The following is an 18,679-nucleotide window of genomic DNA, read 5'->3' as shown; positions in this document are numbered from 1 at the left end:
GATCCCCACTGATGGAGCCGGATGAGCAAGCATCCAATCAATCAGCACTTACCGACCTCATTGCCGAGCTTAAAGCCGAAAATGCGGCGCTCAAACGCGAAAACGCCAAGCTGAAGCTACTCAATGATCGCGCCGAAGAGAAACTCTTCGCGGCGCTGGACGGCAACCGTCTCTGCCTGTGGGAGCAACATATCCCCAGTGGCAACCTGACCATCTTTAACATGCGCTGGGGCGAGCTGCTGGGCTTTAGCCGTGAAGAGCTGGCAGCTCATGTGGACAGCTGGAAGCGAAATCTGCATCCCGAGGACAGAGACTGGGTGATCAAGGCCTTCGAAGATCATGTGGAAGGGAAGTCCGACTACTATCAGGCGGTGCACCGGATGATCCACAAGAATGGCTCGGTCACCTGGGTGTCGGATCGCGGCCGTATCGTCGAGCGCATGGGTGACGGCACGCCACTTAGGATGATGGGCACGCATATGGATATCACCCAAGAGAAGCGTTACGAGCAGGAGCTATCCGAGCTGGCACACTGCGACCCCCTCACCAACCTGAGCAACCGCAAAGCGATCACCCAGGCCTTCGAGGAGCAATACCGGCACGACGCCGGGAGCGTCTTCTTCATCGATCTCGATGGCTTTAAGGAGCTCAACGATAAGCTGGGCCACAAGTTTGGCGACCACCTGCTGATCCATGTGGCCGAGACCCTCAGAGGCGTGATTGGCACGCAGGCCGAAATCGCCCGCCTGGGCGGCGATGAGTTTTTGATCCTGCACCCCAGCCAGGACCAGACGCTGCTGCAGGCGCGGGCCCAGTCTCTGCTTGATGTCTATCGCCAGCCAATCATCTTAGAGGGCACGGAGGTTAAACTCGGCCTCAGTATCGGCATCTACTGCTTCACCTCGAGCGATGACTTTGCCAGCGCCTGCGAATTTGCCGATGCCGCCATGTATCGCGTCAAGGCCAAGGGCAAGCACGACTACCAATTCTGGCACGCCGAGGAAGCTGCCGGGCAGTAACATCCCCTCAGGCTTATCTGAGTACCTTACTCAGAAACGCCTGGGTGCGAGGCTCTTGGGGCTGACCGAACAGCTGCTCGGGCACATTGCTCTCCACCACATAGCCACCATCCATGAAGATCACCCTGTCGGAGACATCCTTGGCAAACCCCATCTCGTGGGTGACGATCACCATGGTCATCCCCGCCTGGGCCAGCTGCTTCATCACATCCAGCACGTCGCCCACCATCTCGGGATCCAGCGCCGAAGTCGGCTCGTCGAACAGCATCAGCTCGGGCTTCATCGCCAGGGCGCGGGCGATGGCCACCCGCTGTTTCTGACCGCCTGACAGGCTGGCGGGATAGGCGTTCGCCTTATCGCTCAGCCCCACCTGCTCGAGTAGCCTCAACGCCTCACTGTCGGCCTCGGTCTGGCTCATCAGCCCCAGCTTTACCGGCGCCAGGGTGATGTTTTGCTGCACCGTCTTATGGGGGAACAGGTTGAAGTTTTGAAATACCATGCCCACCTTCTGCCGCAGCTTGTCGATACAGGCACCCGGCGCGGTGATCGACTGACCGTCGATCACTATCTCCCCCTGGGTGGGCTGTTCCAGCAGGTTGATACAGCGCAGAAAGGTGCTCTTACCGCTGCCGCTGGGACCTATGACGCTGACCACCTCGCCTCTTGCGATCGACTCGTCGATCCCCTTGAGCACCTGGTTGTCGCCGAAATATTTATGCAGATTGCTGATCTTAATCACTTTGCTTAAGCCTCTTCTCAAACTTCGACAACATAAAGGTAAAACTGTAGGTCAACGCCAGGTAGATGAGTGCACAGGTAAACAGGGGCACACTGTCTTCGAAGGTGCGGCTACGGATGATCTCGCCCGAGCGCATCAGATCCACGCCGCCGATGAAGCCGATCACCGCCGTCTCTTTCAGTAGCACGATAAACTCGTTGCCTAGGGCGGGTAGAATGTTCTTAATTGCCTGGGGCAGAATCACCTCCTTCATGGTGACCGCCTGAGACAGCCCCAAGGAGCGGGCCGCCTCCGTCTGTCCCTTATCCACCGCCTGTATGCCGGCGCGGATGATCTCCGAGATATAGGCGCCGCTGTTGAGGCCGAAGGCGATAATGGCGGCGCTCACCTTGTCTACATCCCAGGTGGCCAGCACGATAAAGTAGAGGATCACCAGCTGCACCACCACGGGCGTGCCGCGGATAACCCCCACGTAGAGGTTGGCGGGCCAGCGCAGATACCAGCGACTGGACATCTTCATCAGTGTGGTGGCCACACCCAGTATGGCCCCCAAGATCATGGCAAACAGGGTGACGATCAGGGTGCTTGCTCTGCGTGTGCTTAAAGTGGATAGATGCAAGGCACAGTTTGCAGCGAATGGCCCTAGTCCTTCGCAAGAACTGTAACGCAGCAAATACCGCTGTAAGCCTCGCCCTGCGGGGCTTTGATAGCAACACCATTTCGGCGTTATTCAACTTCAGCAGGCCTCGGCATGCCCTCAGTTGAATGCCTTGAACTGTCGCTGCTATCAAAGCCAGAGCTGTGCGACGACTTGTTCGCACCTTCCCTAACATGGCGGCCTACTTCATATGCTTGGCAAGCAGAGCGTCGTATTGACCGTTTTGCTTCATGGTTGCCAGCGTCTGATTGATGCTGGCCAGTAATTGGGGCTGACTCTTGGCCACGGCGAAACCGTAAAACTCGGGGGGAAAGTCCAGGGTAATGAGCTTTAGATCAGGGTTCTTCGCCAGGTAGTTGGCGGCCGGTTCGCTATCGAACAGTACCAGATCCACCCTAGCGTTCTTCAGCTCCATGATCGCCTCAAAGCCGGTATTGAAGGCGGTCACAGACTGAGTATATTTCTTGGCCATCATGTCGGCGGTGGAGCCCAGCTGCAACGCGAAGTGTTTACCGCTGAGATCCGCGAGGCTGTGAATGCTGTCATCCTGCTTGTTGACCAAGACCACCTGGGTCGCCTCATAGTAAGGCTCAGAGAAGTTCACGCTGGCCTGACGCTCAGGGGTGATGGTCATGCCAGAGGCGATCATATCTATCTTGCCCGCGTTCAGGGCCACGATCAGCGAGTCGAACTTCATGTTCTCCACCTTGAGGGTCTTGCCCGCATCCTCGGCGATCTGACGCGCCAGATCGATATCGAACCCCATCACCTGATCACCACTGACGCCGCCCACATATTCGAAGGGCGGGAAAGCCGCATTGGTGCCTACCACCAGATAATCTTGCTCTTTACCACAGCCACTCAGCACTAACAGGGCTGAAAAAACAGGCTAACATGATAGATTTGTTCATTATTTACTCGCTTGCTCAGAATAGTCACCGAATTGGCAACGACTATAGGCAGCCCATCTCACACAGCCAATACTTATGCGGTAAAAGTGACTATTTAGTCATTTTATTTGCTTTTTATTAACATACGCCCAGCTCTTAATCAGTGTAGTCCGCCCAGCAAGGGACGACCTTGTGGCCAACGGCAGACTTGCACCAATGCAAGTCACGAGAGCACCAAGTTGGTGAGCGCTGTGCGCCTGGTCACACTCAACTGCCCCAAGCAAAAATAGTATATGCAGTTAAAAATCAATAAATTAGGTATTTTTATAAACTTGGCACAGAACTTATATACTACTTTATAGGTAGTTACTGAGGCGGGCTTACCAGAGACTGATTTAAGCCCATAAGGAGTAGAAGATGAAACCTTGGTTATTGGCGGTCAGCCGCTTCGAAGATTGGCAGTTTATCCTTCACCTCGGCATCAGCCAGTGGGACGTCGAATAGGCAAACACGCGGATTCATCCATAAGGAGTCACAGATGAGTACAGTATCTAAGGAAGGTGCGAATAAGTCCCGTGCTTGCTCTGCGTGTACTTAAAGTGGATAGATGCTAGGCACAGTTTGCAGCGAATGGCCCTAGTCCTTCGCAAGAACTGTAACGCAGCAAATACCGCAGTAAGCCTCGCCCTGCGGGGCTTTGATAGCAACACCATTTCGGCGTTATTCAACTTCAGCAGGCCTCGGCATGCCCTCAGTTGAATGCCTTGAACTGTCGCTGCTATCAAAGCCAGAGCTGTGCGACGACTTGTTCGCACCTTCCCTAAGAGTATCACGCCTAAGATGGCAGAGCGGATCGTCACCGAAGTCAAAAGCAATAACTGCCTGTTGTCAGAGGTCGCCAAACAGTTTGGTGTCTCCACCAAGACGGTCTACCAACTAGTCAGGCAGAGCGAGCAGCAAGGTGGACGCGTGGGTGTGCTAAGGGCGGAAATAGACCGCCTCACCCTACAACTCAATCAACTCATGCGTGAGCTCAAACTCATCCAGGGATGAGACGGCGACAGAACAAGATAACAGTAGAATAAGAAAACAATAATATAAGAAAACAACGGAATAAGTGGTCTGCAGGAAGCATGGGATCTCAGGTTAGAGGGCAGCAAACATAATAGCCTAAGTCGAGGGCCAGAGACCGACGACGGGCCTGAATCCCAAAGCCATTTAAAAGAGGTGTTTTACAGGTGGCACCTCTAGGGAAGATGCAAACGAGTCCCATGTGTGCTCTGCGTCGGCTTACAGACCTGGATGCAAGGCGTGGTTCGCAGCAAATGGCCTAGTCCTTTGCAAGAAGCACAACACAGCAGACAGGCCTGTAAGGCACGCCTTTCAGGGCTTTCACAGCAACCGGCTCTCTGCGTTATCTGACTTTGACAGGCCCCGGCATGCCTTCAGTCAGACGCCTTGATTGCCAATTGCTGTGTAAGCCAGAGTCCCACGAGGACTTATTTGCAACTTCCCAAGCGCACCCCCAAAGGCGCTTTCACCTGGTGATAGGCAGGACGCTCTATCACCAGGTTTTTTCTTTTAGGCAAAGCGCCAAATCGCCCCGAGAAAAAATTTTCAATTTATTTAACCCCTTTTCAGATCCGCTCCGTCTATATGCTCAAACAACTGATTCATATCCGCTAACTTTATAGAGCGTTTGGAGTATTCGATGAAAAAGACCCTGATTGCCACCCTATTCGGTTCACTGGTTTTCACCGGCAGCCTGCTGGCCCTGCCGGGCGCTGCGGCCGCAGAACTCAAATTCCCCCATATCGAAACCGTTGGCACCAGCGAGCTAGTGGTTAAGGCCGACATGGCCGAGCTTACCGTCGAGGTGGTCACCAAGGCCGATAACCCGGCTAAGGCCAAGGCGGGTTCTGACAAGGCGGTCAGCGACTTCCTGGCTAGGCTGGCAAAGTCAGGTATCGCCCGCGAAGATATTCACAGTGCCAACCTGAATCTGCAGCCCGAGTATCTATATGACCCGGAGACGCGCACCAACAAGGAGATCGGCTACCGTGCCAGTCGCCAGGTGGTGGTCACCCTGAGGGCACTGGATAAGCTGAACGATCTGCTCGATAGCGCCCTACAGCAAGGGATCAACCGCATCCATCAGATCAACTTCAAGTCCAGCAAAGAGCAGGAGATGATAGAGCAGGCCAGACTGATGGCGATCAAGGATGCCACGCAGAAGGCCGCGGCACTGGCGGAAGGCTTCGGCGAGCGCCTGGATGGCGTGTGGGAGATCCGCTACCAGGCACAGGGCCCGGTGCGCCCCATGGTGTATAAGATGAGTGCCGCCGCCCGTGGTGATATTGCCGAGAGTTACCAGGAGGCGCAGACCAGCATCAGCGATCGCGTCGAGGTGATTTACCGCCTCAAGTAATGCTCCGGCAAGACCGGATCCGCTCAGGCCCGCCGGCAGACGCTAGCGGGCTTGGCTTGTGTTATGCTCAGGGAAATACCGATAATTCTGCAGAGCATGCACATTTCATTTAGGCTCTTGTTAAAGCACTTGTTTAAGCCCTTGTTTAAACACTTATTCAGGCCTTGGCTTCAAAGGTTAGTTATCCTCTCAAGCCTCTGCCTCCCTCTCGGCCTAGGCCTGAGCGCCTGCTCGGAAAACCAGCCAAGCCAGCAGCCACTGAGCCTCAAGCGCCTGGTGGAGGATAGCCTGGTGGACGGCCTGCTCGCAAACGATGCCAGCCTCGCCGTCACCCTGAGTCGCGGCCGGGATCTCGGCGTCTGGACACTCCCCGAAGGCAAGCAGCGTTTTCACTGGCCGGCGACCGCCTTCGAGCATCCGGGTTATCAACTGGCCCTGTCGGGCAATAAGCGTTTTCTGGCCTATGCCGGCAAGCGTCAGATAAGCCTCATCGACCTTACCCAGGGCAATATCCAACTGACCTGGCAGGTCAACGGCTTTAACGACTATGCCAGCATCTCGACCCTGGCACTCAATCAGACGGGAATACGTATCGCCATCGGCATGAACGAAGGCAGCGTGATCCTGGTGGATCTCACGGCGCAGCATTTTTCTCTGTTTAAACAACACGACACCGAGGTGTCCTTCCTGAAATTTGGCACCACGGACGATCGCCTCCTGTCAGCAGGCCACGATGGCAAGGTACTCTGGTGGGAAAGTGCCAGCGGAAAGATCATCAAGCAGTTCTCTCTGCCTCAGCGGATCACCAGCCTGGCCTTCGATGAGGCAGAAAGGCGCATCTTCTTCGCCGACAACCTGGATAACCACCAACTGCAGGCATTCGACACTGGCGAGGCACTGAGTCAACTGAACTATTTCGAGCGCTACCGCTATTTTCGCCGCGCCCTCTTCATTCATCGGGGCGATGAGTTGATCACCGCCACCTCGAAACAGGGGATCTCTCGCTGGCAGGTGGCCACAGGCAAGGAGCTGGCACACTGGCGGCTCACTCCCTTCTCTATGGGCACCACAGTGCTGGATATGGTGAGCGACGGCCAGCGACTCATCACCCTTAGCTCCGATGGCGCCCTGGAGCACTGGAGACTAAGCAACTAATCTCTGCAACTAACTTAAACAACTAGCCTAGGCAACTAACTTAAGCAACTCATTTAAACAACTAGCTGTCGCGGTTGAACTTAAGCCGCTTGGCCAGCGGCTCTATGGCCGCTCCCTGTAACAGGATGGAGAAGAGCACGATAAAGAACACCAGATGCACCATCTCCACCGCCCCCTCGACACCGGCCGCCGCCGGGATCAGTGAGAAGACGATAGGGGTCGCCCCCTTGAGGCCGATGGAGGAGATAAACAGCCGCTTCTTCCAGCTCGCCTGACGAAACGGTAGATAGCAGATCTGCACCGCCAAAGGCCGGGCCACCAGCATCAACAATGCCGCCGGGAGCAGCGACAGTGTGAACACGGAAAACAGCGTCTGCGGAAAGATCTGTAACCCCAAAATGATGAACATCAGCGACTGCGCCAGCCAGGAGAGGCTATTAAAGAAATGTCGCGTCACCTCCACGCCCCTGTGCATGCCATTGCCTATCACCACGCCAGCCACATAGGAGGCGATGAGAATATTGCCGCCGGCCAGCTCGCTGCCGTAGGCTGCCAGCACGAAACTGGCGAGCACAAACACAGGGATAAGGCCATACTCCTCCAGGTGTATGCTGTTTAGCGCCCACACCGCCAGCTTGGCCACCACGAAGGCGACGCCTACCCCTAAGGCGATCTGCAGCCCCAGCATCTGAGCTATCGCCCAGGGTGACACGGGCGCAGCCGGAGCCAAGGCGATGCCAGTGAGTATCATCACCATCACCAGGGCGACCGGGTCATTGGTGGCCGACTCGAACTCCAGCACGGTATCCGTACGCTCCTTGAGCTTGAGCTTCTTAGATTCCAGTATCGAAAACACGGCCGCCGCATCTGTGGAGGAGACCACGGCGGCAAACAGTAAACAGATTATCAGACTCCAGTCGGTGAGCGGATAGAGTAGCGCCCCCAGGATCAAGGTGGTCAGCATCACCCCCAGGGTCGCCAGCACCCCGCCCTCCCTGTAGGCCAGCCTGATGCTCTTTGTCTTGGTATTGATGCCGCCGACAAAGACGATCATATTCAGGGCGACCGCCCCGACCGTTGAGGTCAGGGTGAGATTATCGTAGACAAAATTAAACTCGCCATTGCCCAGGCTCAGACCTACCCCCATAAAGATCAACAGACTGGGCAAGCCCAAGGTCTTCGAGGGATGATGCAGCAAGATCCCAACGGCAATAAGCGCGGCGATCCCAAGCAAGATGATCTGATAGGACATAGGTCTCCTTCTGGTAGACAAAATAGGCGGGCACAGAGCGATTAGCCGAACTATTTTAGCAGAGGAAACTGACTTTCGAGATGGGTTAAGCGGTTGATTAACGGTTTTTAATTGAAAAAAAGCCCGACCTGAGTCGGGCTTTAAAACAGGCTACTTCGCCTTAGCTGTCAGATAGGGTCTCACCAAGAGGAAGACGCCGACCAGCAGGAAGGGAATACTCAGCATCTGCCCGGCGCTCATGGTCCAGTCCTGAGCATAGGCAGCCTGCTTCACCTTGACGAACTCGATGGCAAAACGGGCACTGAACACCCACACCAGGAAGAGGCCGAACAGCGCGCCCTGCTTCTGCTTCATCTCTGTGGTCTTGTAGATAGCCCAAAGGGCGATGAAAATTGTCAGATAGGCCAGGGCCTCATAGAGCTGGGCCGGATGACGCGGCAAACTATCTACCCGCTCAAAGACGATGGCCCAGGGCTTGTCGCTCGGCACTCCGAGGATCTCCGAGTTGACGAAGTTAGCCATACGCACGAAGAAGCCGAAGATCGCCGTGGCGATCGCCAGTCGATCCAATAGAAACAGGAAAGGCAGCTTCATCTTACGATGATAATAGTAGAGCGCCAGAATCGCCCCCAGGCCGCCGCCATGGCTGGCAAGCCCCCCCTCCCAGATAGCCAATATCTTGGCCGGATGAGAGAAGTAGTAACTGGGATCATAAAACAGCACATGGGCTAACCTGGCACCTACCACTATGCCTATTACACAATAGATCAATAGGTTATCTAGAGACTCGACATCCAGCCCTTCACGCACATAGATACGCTTCATCACCTGAAAGCCCGCAGCGATCGCCGTGGCAAACAGCACGCCATACCAATGAATCGTCAGCCCCATGAAGGAGACCAACACAGGGTCCATATTCCAAATAAAGTGATCCAAAAACCTAAACTCCCTCGCCTGAAACCAAGAAATACCTCTAATGACAGGCAGTTTTACGCGCTTCGACTTGCTTATTCAAGGTCTTGTGGCGATTTTCAACATACAGATACAAAAAAGCCCGGGAGAGGGTCCCAGGCTTTGGCTATTTATTTAAAATAAGGGCGACTTAGTCCACCAGGCTCTCGAACAGTGCCTTAAACTTGGCCAGCCCCTCGGCCATGATCTCATCGCCGATGGTCAGGGCCGGCAGGAAACGGATCACGTTACCATAGAAACCGCAGGCCAGCAGCACCAAACCATGTTCGGCGGCGTTGGCGATAAGCGCCTGGGTCAGCGCCGTATTGGGCTGCTCGCTATCGCCGTCAATCACCAGCTCCATGGCGATCATCGCGCCTTGATTACGCACCTCAGCTATGTGCAGAGGATATTGCTCCTTGAGCGCCGAGAGCGCCTGATTAAAGGTCTCGCCTATCTTCACGGCGCGATCTACCAGCTGCTCCTCTTGCATCACCTCGAGTACCGCCAGCGCCGCGACGCAGCCCACCGGCGAGCCACCATAAGTGCCGCCCAGGCCACCCGGCAGCGGCGCGTCCATGATCTCACTCTTACCCACCACGGCTGCGAGGGGGAAGCCACCGGCGATCCCCTTGGCCATGGTCATGAGATCCGGCTCGACGCCCGCGTGCTCGCAGCTAAACATCTTGCCGGTACGGCCAAAGCCGGTCTGGATCTCGTCCATCACCAGCACTATGCCATGCTTGTCACATAGGGTTCGCAGCGCCTGAAGAAACTCTGGCGGTGCGGCGTAGAATCCGCCCTCACCCTGCACAGGCTCGACAACGATGGCCGCCACATCACAAGGGGCGATATCCACCTTAAACAGGTGCTCTATCGCCTTGAGAGAGTCTTTAACGCTCACGCCGTGCAGCGCCACCGGATAAGGCGCGTGGAAGATATCCCCGGCGAAGGGACCAAACTGATGCTTGTAGGGGGTGATCTTGCCCGTCAGCGCCATGGTCAGGTTGGTGCGGCCATGGAAGCCACCGTTGAAGGCGATGACGCCGCGACGCCCGGTATGGGCCCTGGCGATCTTGACGCAGTTCTCCACCGCCTCGGCGCCCGTAGTGACAAAAATTGTCTTCTTGTCGCTGTCACCTGGGGCGATCTGATTGAGCTTCTCCGCCAGTGCCACCGCCGACTCATAGGGATTGACCATCACACAGGTGTGGCTGAAGTTATCCAGCTGCGCCTTGACCGCCGCCACCACCTTAGGATGACTATGGCCCGTGTTACACACGGCGATACCTGTACCGAAGTCGATATAGCGCTTGCCCTCGACGTCCCATAGCTCGGCGTTAGCGGCCCGCTCCACATACACGGGATAGGCGTTGCCCTGCCCCCTGGCGATCACCTGTACCTTACGCGCCTGTAATTCTGCGTTATTCATCTTCTCAGTCCTTACGTCTACTTATCCAAGCCACTATTTATCTAAGCCACTATTTATCTAAGCCACCGAGGCACAGGTATTTAATTTCCAGGTAATCGTCCAGGCCATACTTAGAGCCTTCGCGGCCGTTGCCCGACTGCTTCACCCCGCCAAAGGGCGCGGCGGCATTGGAGATGATCCCCTCGTTGACCCCGACCATGCCGTACTCCAACCCCTCGGCAACGCGGAAGATGCGGCCAATTTCCCGGGCGTAGAAATAGGCAGCCAGGCCATACTCGGTATCGTTGGCCATGGCGAGCACCTCCTCTTCGCTGTCGAAGCCGATGATGGGCGTTACGGGGCCGAAGATCTCGTTGCGTGCCAGCGGCATCTCGTTGGTCACATTGGTGACGATCACCGGCGCCAGGAAGCTCTCACCCAGCTCACTCGACTGACCGCCGGTCACCAGGCTTGCGCCGCTTGCCAGAGTGTCATCCACCAGCTTGAGCACGTTTTGCACCGCATCTTTAGAGATCATGGGGCCGACGGTGACGCCATCGCCCAAGCCATCACCCACCTTGAGATTGGCCACGGCGGCGGTAAATTTCTCGGTAAAGGCCTGCTCGATCCCCTTCTGCACGAAGATACGGTTGGTGCAGACACAGGTTTGCCCGGCATTGCGATACTTGGAGATGAGCGCACCCTGCACCGCAGCATCGATATCGGCATCGTCAAACACGATGAAGGGCGCATTGCCCCCTAGCTCCATGGAGACCTTCTTCACACTGGTGGCGCACTGGGCCAGCAGTATTTTACCCACGGCGGTAGAGCCGGTGAAAGTAAACTTGGCCACATCCGGATGCTGGGTCAGCACCTTGCCCATGCCCACGGCATCTTCGCCCACCACTATGTTGAACACCCCGGCAGGGATGCCAGCACGCTCGGCCAGCTCGGCCATCGCCAAGGCCGACAGCGGCGTTAATGGCGATGGGCGCGCCACGAAGGTACAACCGGCCGCCAGGGCAGCTGCCGCCTTACGAGCGATCATGGCGTTGGGAAAGTTCCAGGGGGTGATTGAGGCCACCACGCCCACCGGCTGCTTAATCACTAAGATGCGCTTGTCGTTGGCCGGCGCCGGAATGGTATCGCCATAGACACGTTTGCCCTCCTCGGCAAACCAGTCGATGAAGGCGGCGCCGTAGGCGATCTCTCCCTTAGCCTCAGCCAGTGGCTTGCCCTGCTCCAGTGTCAGCAAGCGCCCCAGATCTTCCTGATGCTCCATCATGAGATTGAACCACTTGCGCATCAAGGCGGCACGCTCGTTGGCCGAACGCTTAGACCATTCGGGCAGGGCCTGCTTGGCGGCCAGGATAGCCGCCTGAGTATCCTCGATACTGGCGTCGACCACCTGGGCGATCACCTCTTGGCTGGCGGGATTGACCACGTCGAAGCGGTTATCGCCCGCCGTCCATTTGCCATTGATGTAAGAGGAAAGTTTGATTAACTGAGTGTCTCTAATTCCCTGCATAACAATTTCCTGTATGAATAGTCCGAATCGGAAGGGGAAAGCCTAAGCGCGCTAATTTCTCTATTGAATAGCAAAACCAACTCAGGTTAAATACCAAATATTCAACATAAAGTTTGAAGAATATAAAACTAATGAGCAAACAGTCCATCATCCCCAAGGCGATCACCGAATACGATCTGCGCTTGCTACGCATCTTTCGCACCGTGGTGGAGAACGGAGGCTTCGCCGCGGCAGAGAACGAACTTGGGGTCACCCGCTCCACCATCAGCGTGCATATGTCTAACCTGGAGAGCCGCATGAAGCTTAAGCTCTGCAGCCGGGGGCGAGGCGGCTTTGCGCTTACCGAGGCGGGTCAGGCCGTGTATCACGCCTGTATCGAATTGTTCGATTCTCTCAATGATTTTTCGATGTTTGTGAACAACTTGGGTGAGGAGCTGATCGGCGAGCTGGTGATCCTCTGTGCCGATCAGCTGGATCATGGCATGCAGCAGAAGCTGGCCCAGGTGATCGCCTACATACACCAACGCCAGCCCCAGCTACACCTCATCCTAGACGGTGAGGCGCTGCACCAGATAGAGAAGTCACTGCTACAGGACAAGGCCCACGTCGGCCTGTTGCCCAGTTATCAGCAGATCCAGGGACTCAACTATCAGACCATCTTCAGCGAGCCCATCTACCTGTGTTGTAGCACCAAACATCCCTACTTCAACCTGAGCGACGAAGAGATCAGCGCCGAGATGCTGGCCAAGACCCCCTCTGTCCACCCTGGTGTCGATATCGATCCCGAGGGCCGAGAGCAACTAAAACGCCTCAACCTGTCGGCCAAGGCATATCAGTTTGATACTCGTAAAACCTTAATCCTATCTGGTTGCTACATAGGATACCTGCCCCTGAGCTACATACAGGAAGAGCTGAAACAGCAGCAGATCAAGATCATTCATGGCGACGAGGCCTGCTACCAGTTCAACCTCTCCATGGTGGTCAAGCAATCGGCGCGAGAGAGCGCCAAGGTGGAGCTGCTCACCCAGGCCTTCAATGAGGTATTTGGCAGTGAAATCTAGCCTAAAACTTCTCCAGCAGCGAGGCGTCAAAATCCTGGGGCCCAATATTGAGTCCAAGTGCAGCGATGCGCGTCTTAGTGGCTTCTATTTCCCTGTCGACCTGACTCAGGGTCAGGGTATTGTCATCCAGCAGATAGACCAGCTTCTGGCTGCTGAAATAGAACACCAATATGGTGAGGGCGTCGATATCGCCTTGCGACCCCGCCAGCCTGATCTCCTTTAGCTTGCGATAGATGCGGTTTTGCAGCGCCTTGAGGCGAGACACGTAATAGATCTCACGAAAGTAGTCTCTGTGCCTCTGCTGGTAGAGCCCCCAGACGCAGATGGCGAACCCCAGCAGCACGCCGAGAAAGTTCAGGTGCAGGTTGCCGGTCGACTCACCGCTACTCACCGCCTGATTGCCAAAGAAGGCAATCAACAACTGGCCACACAATAGGGATGACAGGGCCAGGCAGGCGATAAATACCGCGATCACCCGATTCAAATGCTGGCGATAACGCGCCTTATCCACCTCGACTAACATCATTTTTTCGATTTCCAATCCGTTTTAACCTAAGCCATATGAGGCGCAAGCCTAACATGATGCCAAGGACCTGTTTACCTTTGAGGTTTATTTCTTGGTCAATCTCAAAGCGTTTTGCTCAAGGCGTAAGCAAATAAACAAGGCGTGAGCAAAGGAAGCTTAGTCGTGCTATGTAAATTGCGAACAAAGAAATCCTCTGTAAGGATTTCTAACAGCCTCGCTGCCACCTGCGGTGAAAGCAGAAAGCCTTTCATAAAGAGCAAGGCGCCTTTTGATTCCCCCTTAGGGCAGCCCTTATGGGCCACTTCTACGGCGTTATCACCTGTATCTGTAGAAGAGGACGGGGCTGTGGATTTGCCTTATATACATGGCCTACAAACTGCAGCAAGAACAAACAAGAAAGGCCTACAGGCCCTGTCTAAGTAGCCGTTTTAACTGGATAAAAAAATTTGATCTCTGGCACTAAGCTAGGCAAGTTAACAACTTGTTACCTCAATATGTTAACAAGCCTGTCAGAGGATTTAACAGCAACCAAACATTTAGCAGTAAAGGCATCTAGACGTCTAAATTGACAGACGTCTTTCGATCTCATATCCTCTCACCTATTGAGATGTGCCATTTCGCCATAGGCGAGATGTTCCAGCTAGGAGGGCAAGGGAAGAGCATCCAGTTTTAATGACACGTCTCCATAGAGATGTTTAGTGAGAAGAGAGAGCGTTTTGACAACACCAACACAAACCACGGCCCCCAAGGCTTCATTTATCGCCCTACTGCCATTATTCCTGTTTCTGGCCCTATTTATCGGCGCCGGCGTCTACTTTCAGAGTCAGGGCGTCGACTTTGCCTTCTATCAACTGCCCAGCGTGGTCGCCATCTTACCCGCCATCATACTGGCGATAGTGATCTCGAAAGAGAAGCTAAACCAAAGCATCGAGACCTTCATCGGCGGTATCGGCCATTCCAACATCATCGCCATGTGTCTCATCTACCTGCTGGCCGGTGCCTTTGCCTCGGTCGCCAAGGCGACAGGCGGTGTGGATGCCACAGTGGCACTAGGGCTGTCGTTAGTGCCCTCTAACCTCTTGCTACCAGGTTTCTTCGTGATCGCCGCCTTTATCGCCACCGCCATGGGCACCTCTATGGGCACCATAGCCGCGGTAGCCCCGATAGCGTTAGGCGTTGCCGAAGAGGCGCAGATCGAGCTGGCGCTGATGGCCGGCGCGGTGATATCCGGCGCCCTGTTTGGTGACAACCTGTCGATCATCTCAGACACCACCATAGCCGCGACCCGCACCCAGGGCTGTGAGATGAAAGACAAGTTTAGAGAAAACCTGATCTTCGCCATTCCCGCCTCGCTGATCACTCTGGTGGTGTTCACCCTGGCAGGACAGGGACAGGCCGAGGTGGCGCCTCAGCAGATCGATTTGCTCAAGGTCATCCCCTACCTCACCATCTTAGTGCTGGCGGTCGCCGGGCTGAACGTGTTCGTCGTGCTGACCGTGGGGATCTTGCTGGCTGGCATCACAGGCTTTGCGACCCTCGACTATGGCCTGATCCAGTTTGGTCAGGATATCTACACAGGTTTTAGCAACATGCAGGAGATCTTCATCCTCTCCATGCTGGTCGGCGGCCTGGCGGCCCTGATGCAGCAACAGGGTGGACTGGCATTTGTCAGCAAGCAGATAGAGAAGCTTATCGTTCGCTTCTCCAGCGCCAAGGGCGAGGCCTCGACCCGCGCCTCTGAGCTGGGCATGGCGGGCATAGTGGCCCTGACCAACACCTGTGTGGCCAACAATACCGTCTCTATCGTGGTGACCGGCGACATCGCCAAAGATCTGGCCGAGAAGCATGAAGTCACGCCTAAGCGCGCCGCCAGTATCATGGATATCTTCTCCTGCATCATCCAGGGGCTGATCCCATACGGTGCTCAGGCACTGCTTATCGCCTCTACCTTCAGCATCAGCCCACTACAGGCGGTTACCCACGCCTGGTACTGTATGATTCTCGCCATCGTGGCCATCGCCATAGTGGTACTACGCAAGCGCCACTAAACTCAAATTCGTGCGCCCTATCCCTGGGTGCACGGATCAATTTGTGACATTCCTCACCATAGCAGTTCCACTATATGGGGGTTTTCACTTAAACTAATAGCATAGGGATATAATTGCGACGCAGTGAAGTAGGTTAAGCATTTACTGAAATAAACCAGGCGTCGAAACGAAAGGAGTACCACAAGATGGGCTCCTTTTTTATATTCAAAAAATAACAAAAAATGGCATCGCTATGGCCCTACACCAACCCATAAACTATGACCTGCAACGCATGGTGGTCTTCACCATTCAAGCCGGGGCGCTCATCTCTGCACTGGGCATCTCTATCTCTCTGTTCGCTAAATTCCAGGTGATGGGACTGGAGGCGTTAAACCATAGGCCCGATCTGCTGGGCAACTATGTCGACTCCCCCCTGGCCTATATCTTCAACATGGGGCTTATCCTGGCCGGTTCCTGCATACTGCTGGCTATGTATGGCCTGTTACAACTCAAGCTGGGACACTTCGGCAACTATATCGCCTTCGCAGGTTTTGTGGTGGGAATAACCATCATCCTCATCGGCATTTACCCCATCAACTACCTCAAAGAGCACAGGCTGTTTTCCACCATCTTCCTGATCGCCACCATAGTCCTCTACTTCCTGACCCTCTCGGCCAGGGTTAATCATAAGGGCCTCTGCTCGACGCCGCTGTTTATCGTCAGCGGCCTCGGTCTGATGGCCGCCAGCAGCCTGGCCCTCATGGTGGATTGGAGCACCCTCGACTTCGCCCCCTGCAGCCACAAAGATGGCTCTATTTGCGCCGTCGCCGTGGCCATGTGGGCCCAGACCAATCTGGTGATGATCTGGTGCGTCACCCTGGCACTCACCATCAAGAAATTAGCCAAACACAGCTATCAGGATAACCTGATCAGCCAAGTCTCGGCCCAAGGCTAGGCGCACCAATGCGCCTCGCCCAGTACCTCGCCTTAACCGGCCTCTGCTCTCGGCGCGCCGCGTCGAGACTGATCCGCGACGGACGAGTCAGCCTGGGTGAGCGATTGGCCAATCACACTGATAGGGTCGAGCTTATCCAAACTCCTGCGGGCAAGCAGGCATCACTTAGCGTCTGCCTAGACGGTCAACCGCTACCGCCCATTGCCGACAAGGCCTACTGGATACTCAACAAGGCGGTGGGCACAGACTGCCGCCTACTGGCGCAAGATCCAACCAGCCTGCTGCACCTGCTGCCGGAGGAGCCACGTCTCTACCCCGTGGGCCGCCTGGATAAGGACTCGAGGGGACTGCTGCTACTCACCAACGATGGTGAGCTAACTCAGCGCCTGATGCACCCCAGTTTTTCCCACCACAAGCGCTACCATGTCAGGCTAGACAGGCCCTTCGATGATGATTTTGTGGTTCAGATGGCTGCGGGGGTCCGCTACAAGGATGTCACCACCCTGCCCTGCCGGGTGACGCGCCTAAGCCAGGACAGCTTCGAAATCATCCTCACCCAGGGACTCAACCGCCAGATCCGCCGCATGAGCCAGGCGCTCGGCTATCACGTGATTGACCTTAAGCGCGTCGCCATCGAGTCACTGACCCTTGGTGATCTTCCCGAGGGGGAGATGCGGGAGTTAACCGAGCATGAGATTGCCCTAATTAGGGTCTGCATAGAATAAGGCCTAGGTTCTGCCCCCTAAGGTTACAGGCCAACCTTCTCAAGGTTATGGCACTTCTTTCATTGAGCTTTACTTATCTCGATCAACGCTTCATTTCATGACCAGGCTTGTGGCTCAGTTCATAGTTTACGGTATGAATTCCAGCTAGGCTGTCTTCCGTTTAATGGATTAACCTTAAGAGGCTTAACAATGACAAAGACGATGACACTTCTTACCTTCGCGTTTCTACTCACAGCTTGCAGCTCGACCTATCAACATTCGGCACTGCAAAATCCCACAGCTAAATTAGATCCCGCAAAGAGCGTGCTGGTTGCCGTGCCCGAAAATGGCTGGTATGGCGATAAGGTGTATCACAATTCAGGCCTCATGACGGCGAATGCTGTGCGAGGCGCCTTTTCCAAATACACCAGTAAGGTCTTTATCGCAACCAATTGCATCGGGGACGAATGCTTAAAACAGCTCGATGCCAATCAGTATGGTTACTTCGTCAAACCTATCATTCTTCACTGGGAAGACAGGGCCACAGAATGGTCAGGGATACCTGACACCATAGAGATTCAGCTTATCGTCTTGGATGCGCAGACGAAACAAGAGATCGCCAATGCGTCGTACACAGGCAAAAGCAAATGGGCCACTTTTGGTGGCGATCATCCGCAGGATCTTTTACCTGAGCCCACCAATGCATTTGTGAGTCGCCTATATAAATAGGCTGTGGGTTTATGATTTGAGGTTTATGACTTCTAAATGGGTGTTGAAGAGGCAATTGAAGGTCGTACCTTGATGGCAATCTATCGCCTGCCCGCGGGGGAATGTGCAAGCACTCTTTTGGCACGGCGAGTGAAGCGAAGCTTCGTGCTCACGAGCGAGAGGCACGGCGAGTGAAGCGAAGCTTCGTGCTCACGAGCGAGAGGCATGGATGCCGAACTGGTTGTTAAACAGGGATGTTGTTTGAATATATCCCTATACGCTTCACGGCGGTACTGACCTACATGGATGTAGGGAATGCCAAAAAATGTAGGGAACATTTTTGGCCATGCCGCCGAGAGCCAAAAGCGGGCTTACACCCGTATCTAAACGTCTCTTCGATTTGGCGGTATTGGTGTGTTTGTAGTGGTCAACTAAAATTGGCCACGGTTTTGTATTCAAGCCAGTATCTTCGCTCTGACTCATTGGGTGTCAGCCCACCGTTATATTGATGTGGTCTCAGCTGACTGTAATACCCCGTCACATATCGCGAAATTTCACTCTTAGCCTCACCGATATCCCGATAGCCGGTCATCGGTATCCATTCTGTTTTTAAGCTTCTAAAGAAGCGCTCCATCGGGCTGTTGTCCCAGCAGTTTCCTCGTCGACT

At 54.9% G+C, this 18,679-nt stretch carries 17 protein-coding genes and 1 pseudogene; 9 read left to right on the top strand and 9 right to left on the bottom strand.

Features of this window, described 5'->3' with window-relative positions; genetic code table 11:
• Window positions 1–11: 11 nt before the first annotated feature.
• Complete coding sequence (locus tag L1D47_RS14940) at window positions 12–1,019, top strand: sensor domain-containing diguanylate cyclase (protein WP_239885852.1); 1,008 nt, start codon at window positions 12–14, stop codon at window positions 1,017–1,019.
• A gap of 13 nt (window positions 1,020–1,032) precedes the next feature.
• Here L1D47_RS14940 and L1D47_RS14935 read toward each other — a convergent pair whose 3' ends face one another.
• The 3 genes and pseudogenes from L1D47_RS14935 to L1D47_RS14925 form a co-directional block, all read right to left on the bottom strand.
• On the bottom strand, window positions 1,033–1,758 hold the full coding sequence (locus L1D47_RS14935) for an amino acid ABC transporter ATP-binding protein (RefSeq protein WP_239885851.1): 726 nt from the start codon (window positions 1,756–1,758) through the stop codon (window positions 1,033–1,035).
• The gene (locus L1D47_RS14930; RefSeq protein WP_345778770.1) at window positions 1,751–2,377 is read right to left on the bottom strand and encodes an amino acid ABC transporter permease; all 627 of its coding nucleotides are present in this window, start codon (window positions 2,375–2,377) and stop codon (window positions 1,751–1,753) included. Before L1D47_RS14930 ends, L1D47_RS14935 begins: the two co-directional genes overlap by 8 nt.
• 220 nt (window positions 2,378–2,597) lie before the next feature.
• Window positions 2,598–3,327: pseudogene (locus L1D47_RS14925) on the bottom strand (basic amino acid ABC transporter substrate-binding protein).
• A 774-nt stretch (window positions 3,328–4,101) separates the two neighbouring features.
• On the opposite strand from L1D47_RS14925, the gene L1D47_RS14920 reads away from it, so the two are divergent.
• From L1D47_RS14920 to L1D47_RS14910, 3 genes are all read left to right on the top strand, one after another.
• Window positions 4,102–4,359 (top strand): hypothetical protein, encoded by a 258-nt coding sequence (locus L1D47_RS14920; protein WP_239885849.1) that lies wholly within the window; start codon window positions 4,102–4,104, stop codon window positions 4,357–4,359.
• Between the two features lie 658 nt (window positions 4,360–5,017).
• A complete protein-coding gene (locus L1D47_RS14915) occupies window positions 5,018–5,734 on the top strand; it encodes an oxidative stress defense protein (RefSeq protein WP_239885848.1) in 717 nt (238 codons plus the stop codon).
• A 141-nt stretch (window positions 5,735–5,875) separates the two neighbouring features.
• On the top strand, window positions 5,876–6,889 hold the full coding sequence (locus L1D47_RS14910; RefSeq protein WP_239885847.1) for a WD40 repeat domain-containing protein: 1,014 nt from the start codon (window positions 5,876–5,878) through the stop codon (window positions 6,887–6,889).
• Between the two features lie 61 nt (window positions 6,890–6,950).
• On the opposite strand, the gene L1D47_RS14905 is transcribed toward L1D47_RS14910, so the two are convergent.
• The 4 genes from L1D47_RS14905 to L1D47_RS14890 all read right to left on the bottom strand — a co-directional run bounded on the left by L1D47_RS14905 (window position 6,951) and on the right by L1D47_RS14890 (window position 12,031).
• Window positions 6,951–8,141 (bottom strand): potassium/proton antiporter, encoded by a 1,191-nt coding sequence (locus L1D47_RS14905; RefSeq protein WP_239885846.1) that lies wholly within the window; start codon window positions 8,139–8,141, stop codon window positions 6,951–6,953.
• Window positions 8,142–8,291: 150 nt separating this feature from the next.
• Window positions 8,292–9,077: a prolipoprotein diacylglyceryl transferase gene (gene lgt, locus L1D47_RS14900; RefSeq protein ID WP_041510046.1), complete on the bottom strand. Its 786-nt coding sequence runs from the start codon at window positions 9,075–9,077 to the stop codon at window positions 8,292–8,294.
• A gap of 166 nt (window positions 9,078–9,243) precedes the next feature.
• Window positions 9,244–10,524: a 4-aminobutyrate--2-oxoglutarate transaminase gene (gabT, locus tag L1D47_RS14895; RefSeq protein WP_239885845.1), complete on the bottom strand. Its 1,281-nt coding sequence runs from the start codon at window positions 10,522–10,524 to the stop codon at window positions 9,244–9,246.
• Between the two features lie 49 nt (window positions 10,525–10,573).
• Window positions 10,574–12,031: an NAD-dependent succinate-semialdehyde dehydrogenase gene (locus L1D47_RS14890; RefSeq protein WP_239885844.1), complete on the bottom strand. Its 1,458-nt coding sequence runs from the start codon at window positions 12,029–12,031 to the stop codon at window positions 10,574–10,576.
• Between the two features lie 131 nt (window positions 12,032–12,162).
• Here L1D47_RS14890 and L1D47_RS14885 point away from each other — a divergent pair, with 131 nt between their 5' ends.
• A complete protein-coding gene (locus L1D47_RS14885) occupies window positions 12,163–13,092 on the top strand; it encodes a LysR family transcriptional regulator (protein WP_239885843.1) in 930 nt (309 codons plus the stop codon).
• A gap of 1 nt (window position 13,093) precedes the next feature.
• Here the strand turns inward: L1D47_RS14885 and L1D47_RS14880 are convergent, their stop codons facing one another.
• On the bottom strand, window positions 13,094–13,633 hold the full coding sequence (locus L1D47_RS14880) for a DUF3087 family protein (protein ID WP_239885842.1): 540 nt from the start codon (window positions 13,631–13,633) through the stop codon (window positions 13,094–13,096).
• Window positions 13,634–14,334: 701 nt separating this feature from the next.
• Between L1D47_RS14880 and L1D47_RS14875 the strand changes: the two genes are divergently transcribed.
• The 4 genes from L1D47_RS14875 (at window position 14,335) to L1D47_RS14860 (ending at window position 18,033) form a co-directional block, all read left to right on the top strand.
• Window positions 14,335–15,666 carry a Na+/H+ antiporter NhaC family protein gene (locus tag L1D47_RS14875; protein ID WP_239885841.1) on the top strand — a complete coding sequence of 444 codons (1,332 nt, stop codon included), beginning with the start codon at window positions 14,335–14,337 and terminating at the stop codon, window positions 15,664–15,666.
• 232 nt (window positions 15,667–15,898) lie between these two features.
• Window positions 15,899–16,600 (top strand): DUF998 domain-containing protein, encoded by a 702-nt coding sequence (locus tag L1D47_RS14870; RefSeq protein ID WP_239885840.1) that lies wholly within the window; start codon window positions 15,899–15,901, stop codon window positions 16,598–16,600.
• A gap of 8 nt (window positions 16,601–16,608) precedes the next feature.
• A complete protein-coding gene (locus tag L1D47_RS14865) occupies window positions 16,609–17,325 on the top strand; it encodes a 23S rRNA pseudouridine(2604) synthase RluF (protein ID WP_239885839.1) in 717 nt (238 codons plus the stop codon).
• 189 nt (window positions 17,326–17,514) lie between these two features.
• The gene (locus tag L1D47_RS14860) at window positions 17,515–18,033 is read left to right on the top strand and encodes a DUF4823 domain-containing protein (RefSeq protein ID WP_239885838.1); all 519 of its coding nucleotides are present in this window, start codon (window positions 17,515–17,517) and stop codon (window positions 18,031–18,033) included.
• Window positions 18,034–18,439: 406 nt separating this feature from the next.
• Here the strand turns inward: L1D47_RS14860 and L1D47_RS14855 are convergent.
• On the bottom strand, window positions 18,440–18,679 hold a 240-nt coding region (locus L1D47_RS14855; protein WP_239882331.1), incomplete at its 5' end, for an integrase core domain-containing protein.

The sequence above is a fragment of the Shewanella sp. Isolate7 genome (genome assembly GCF_022398425.1).
In the GTDB taxonomy this organism is placed as follows: domain Bacteria; phylum Pseudomonadota; class Gammaproteobacteria; order Enterobacterales; family Shewanellaceae; genus Shewanella.
This window is presented reverse-complemented; position numbering and strand designations above follow the sequence as displayed.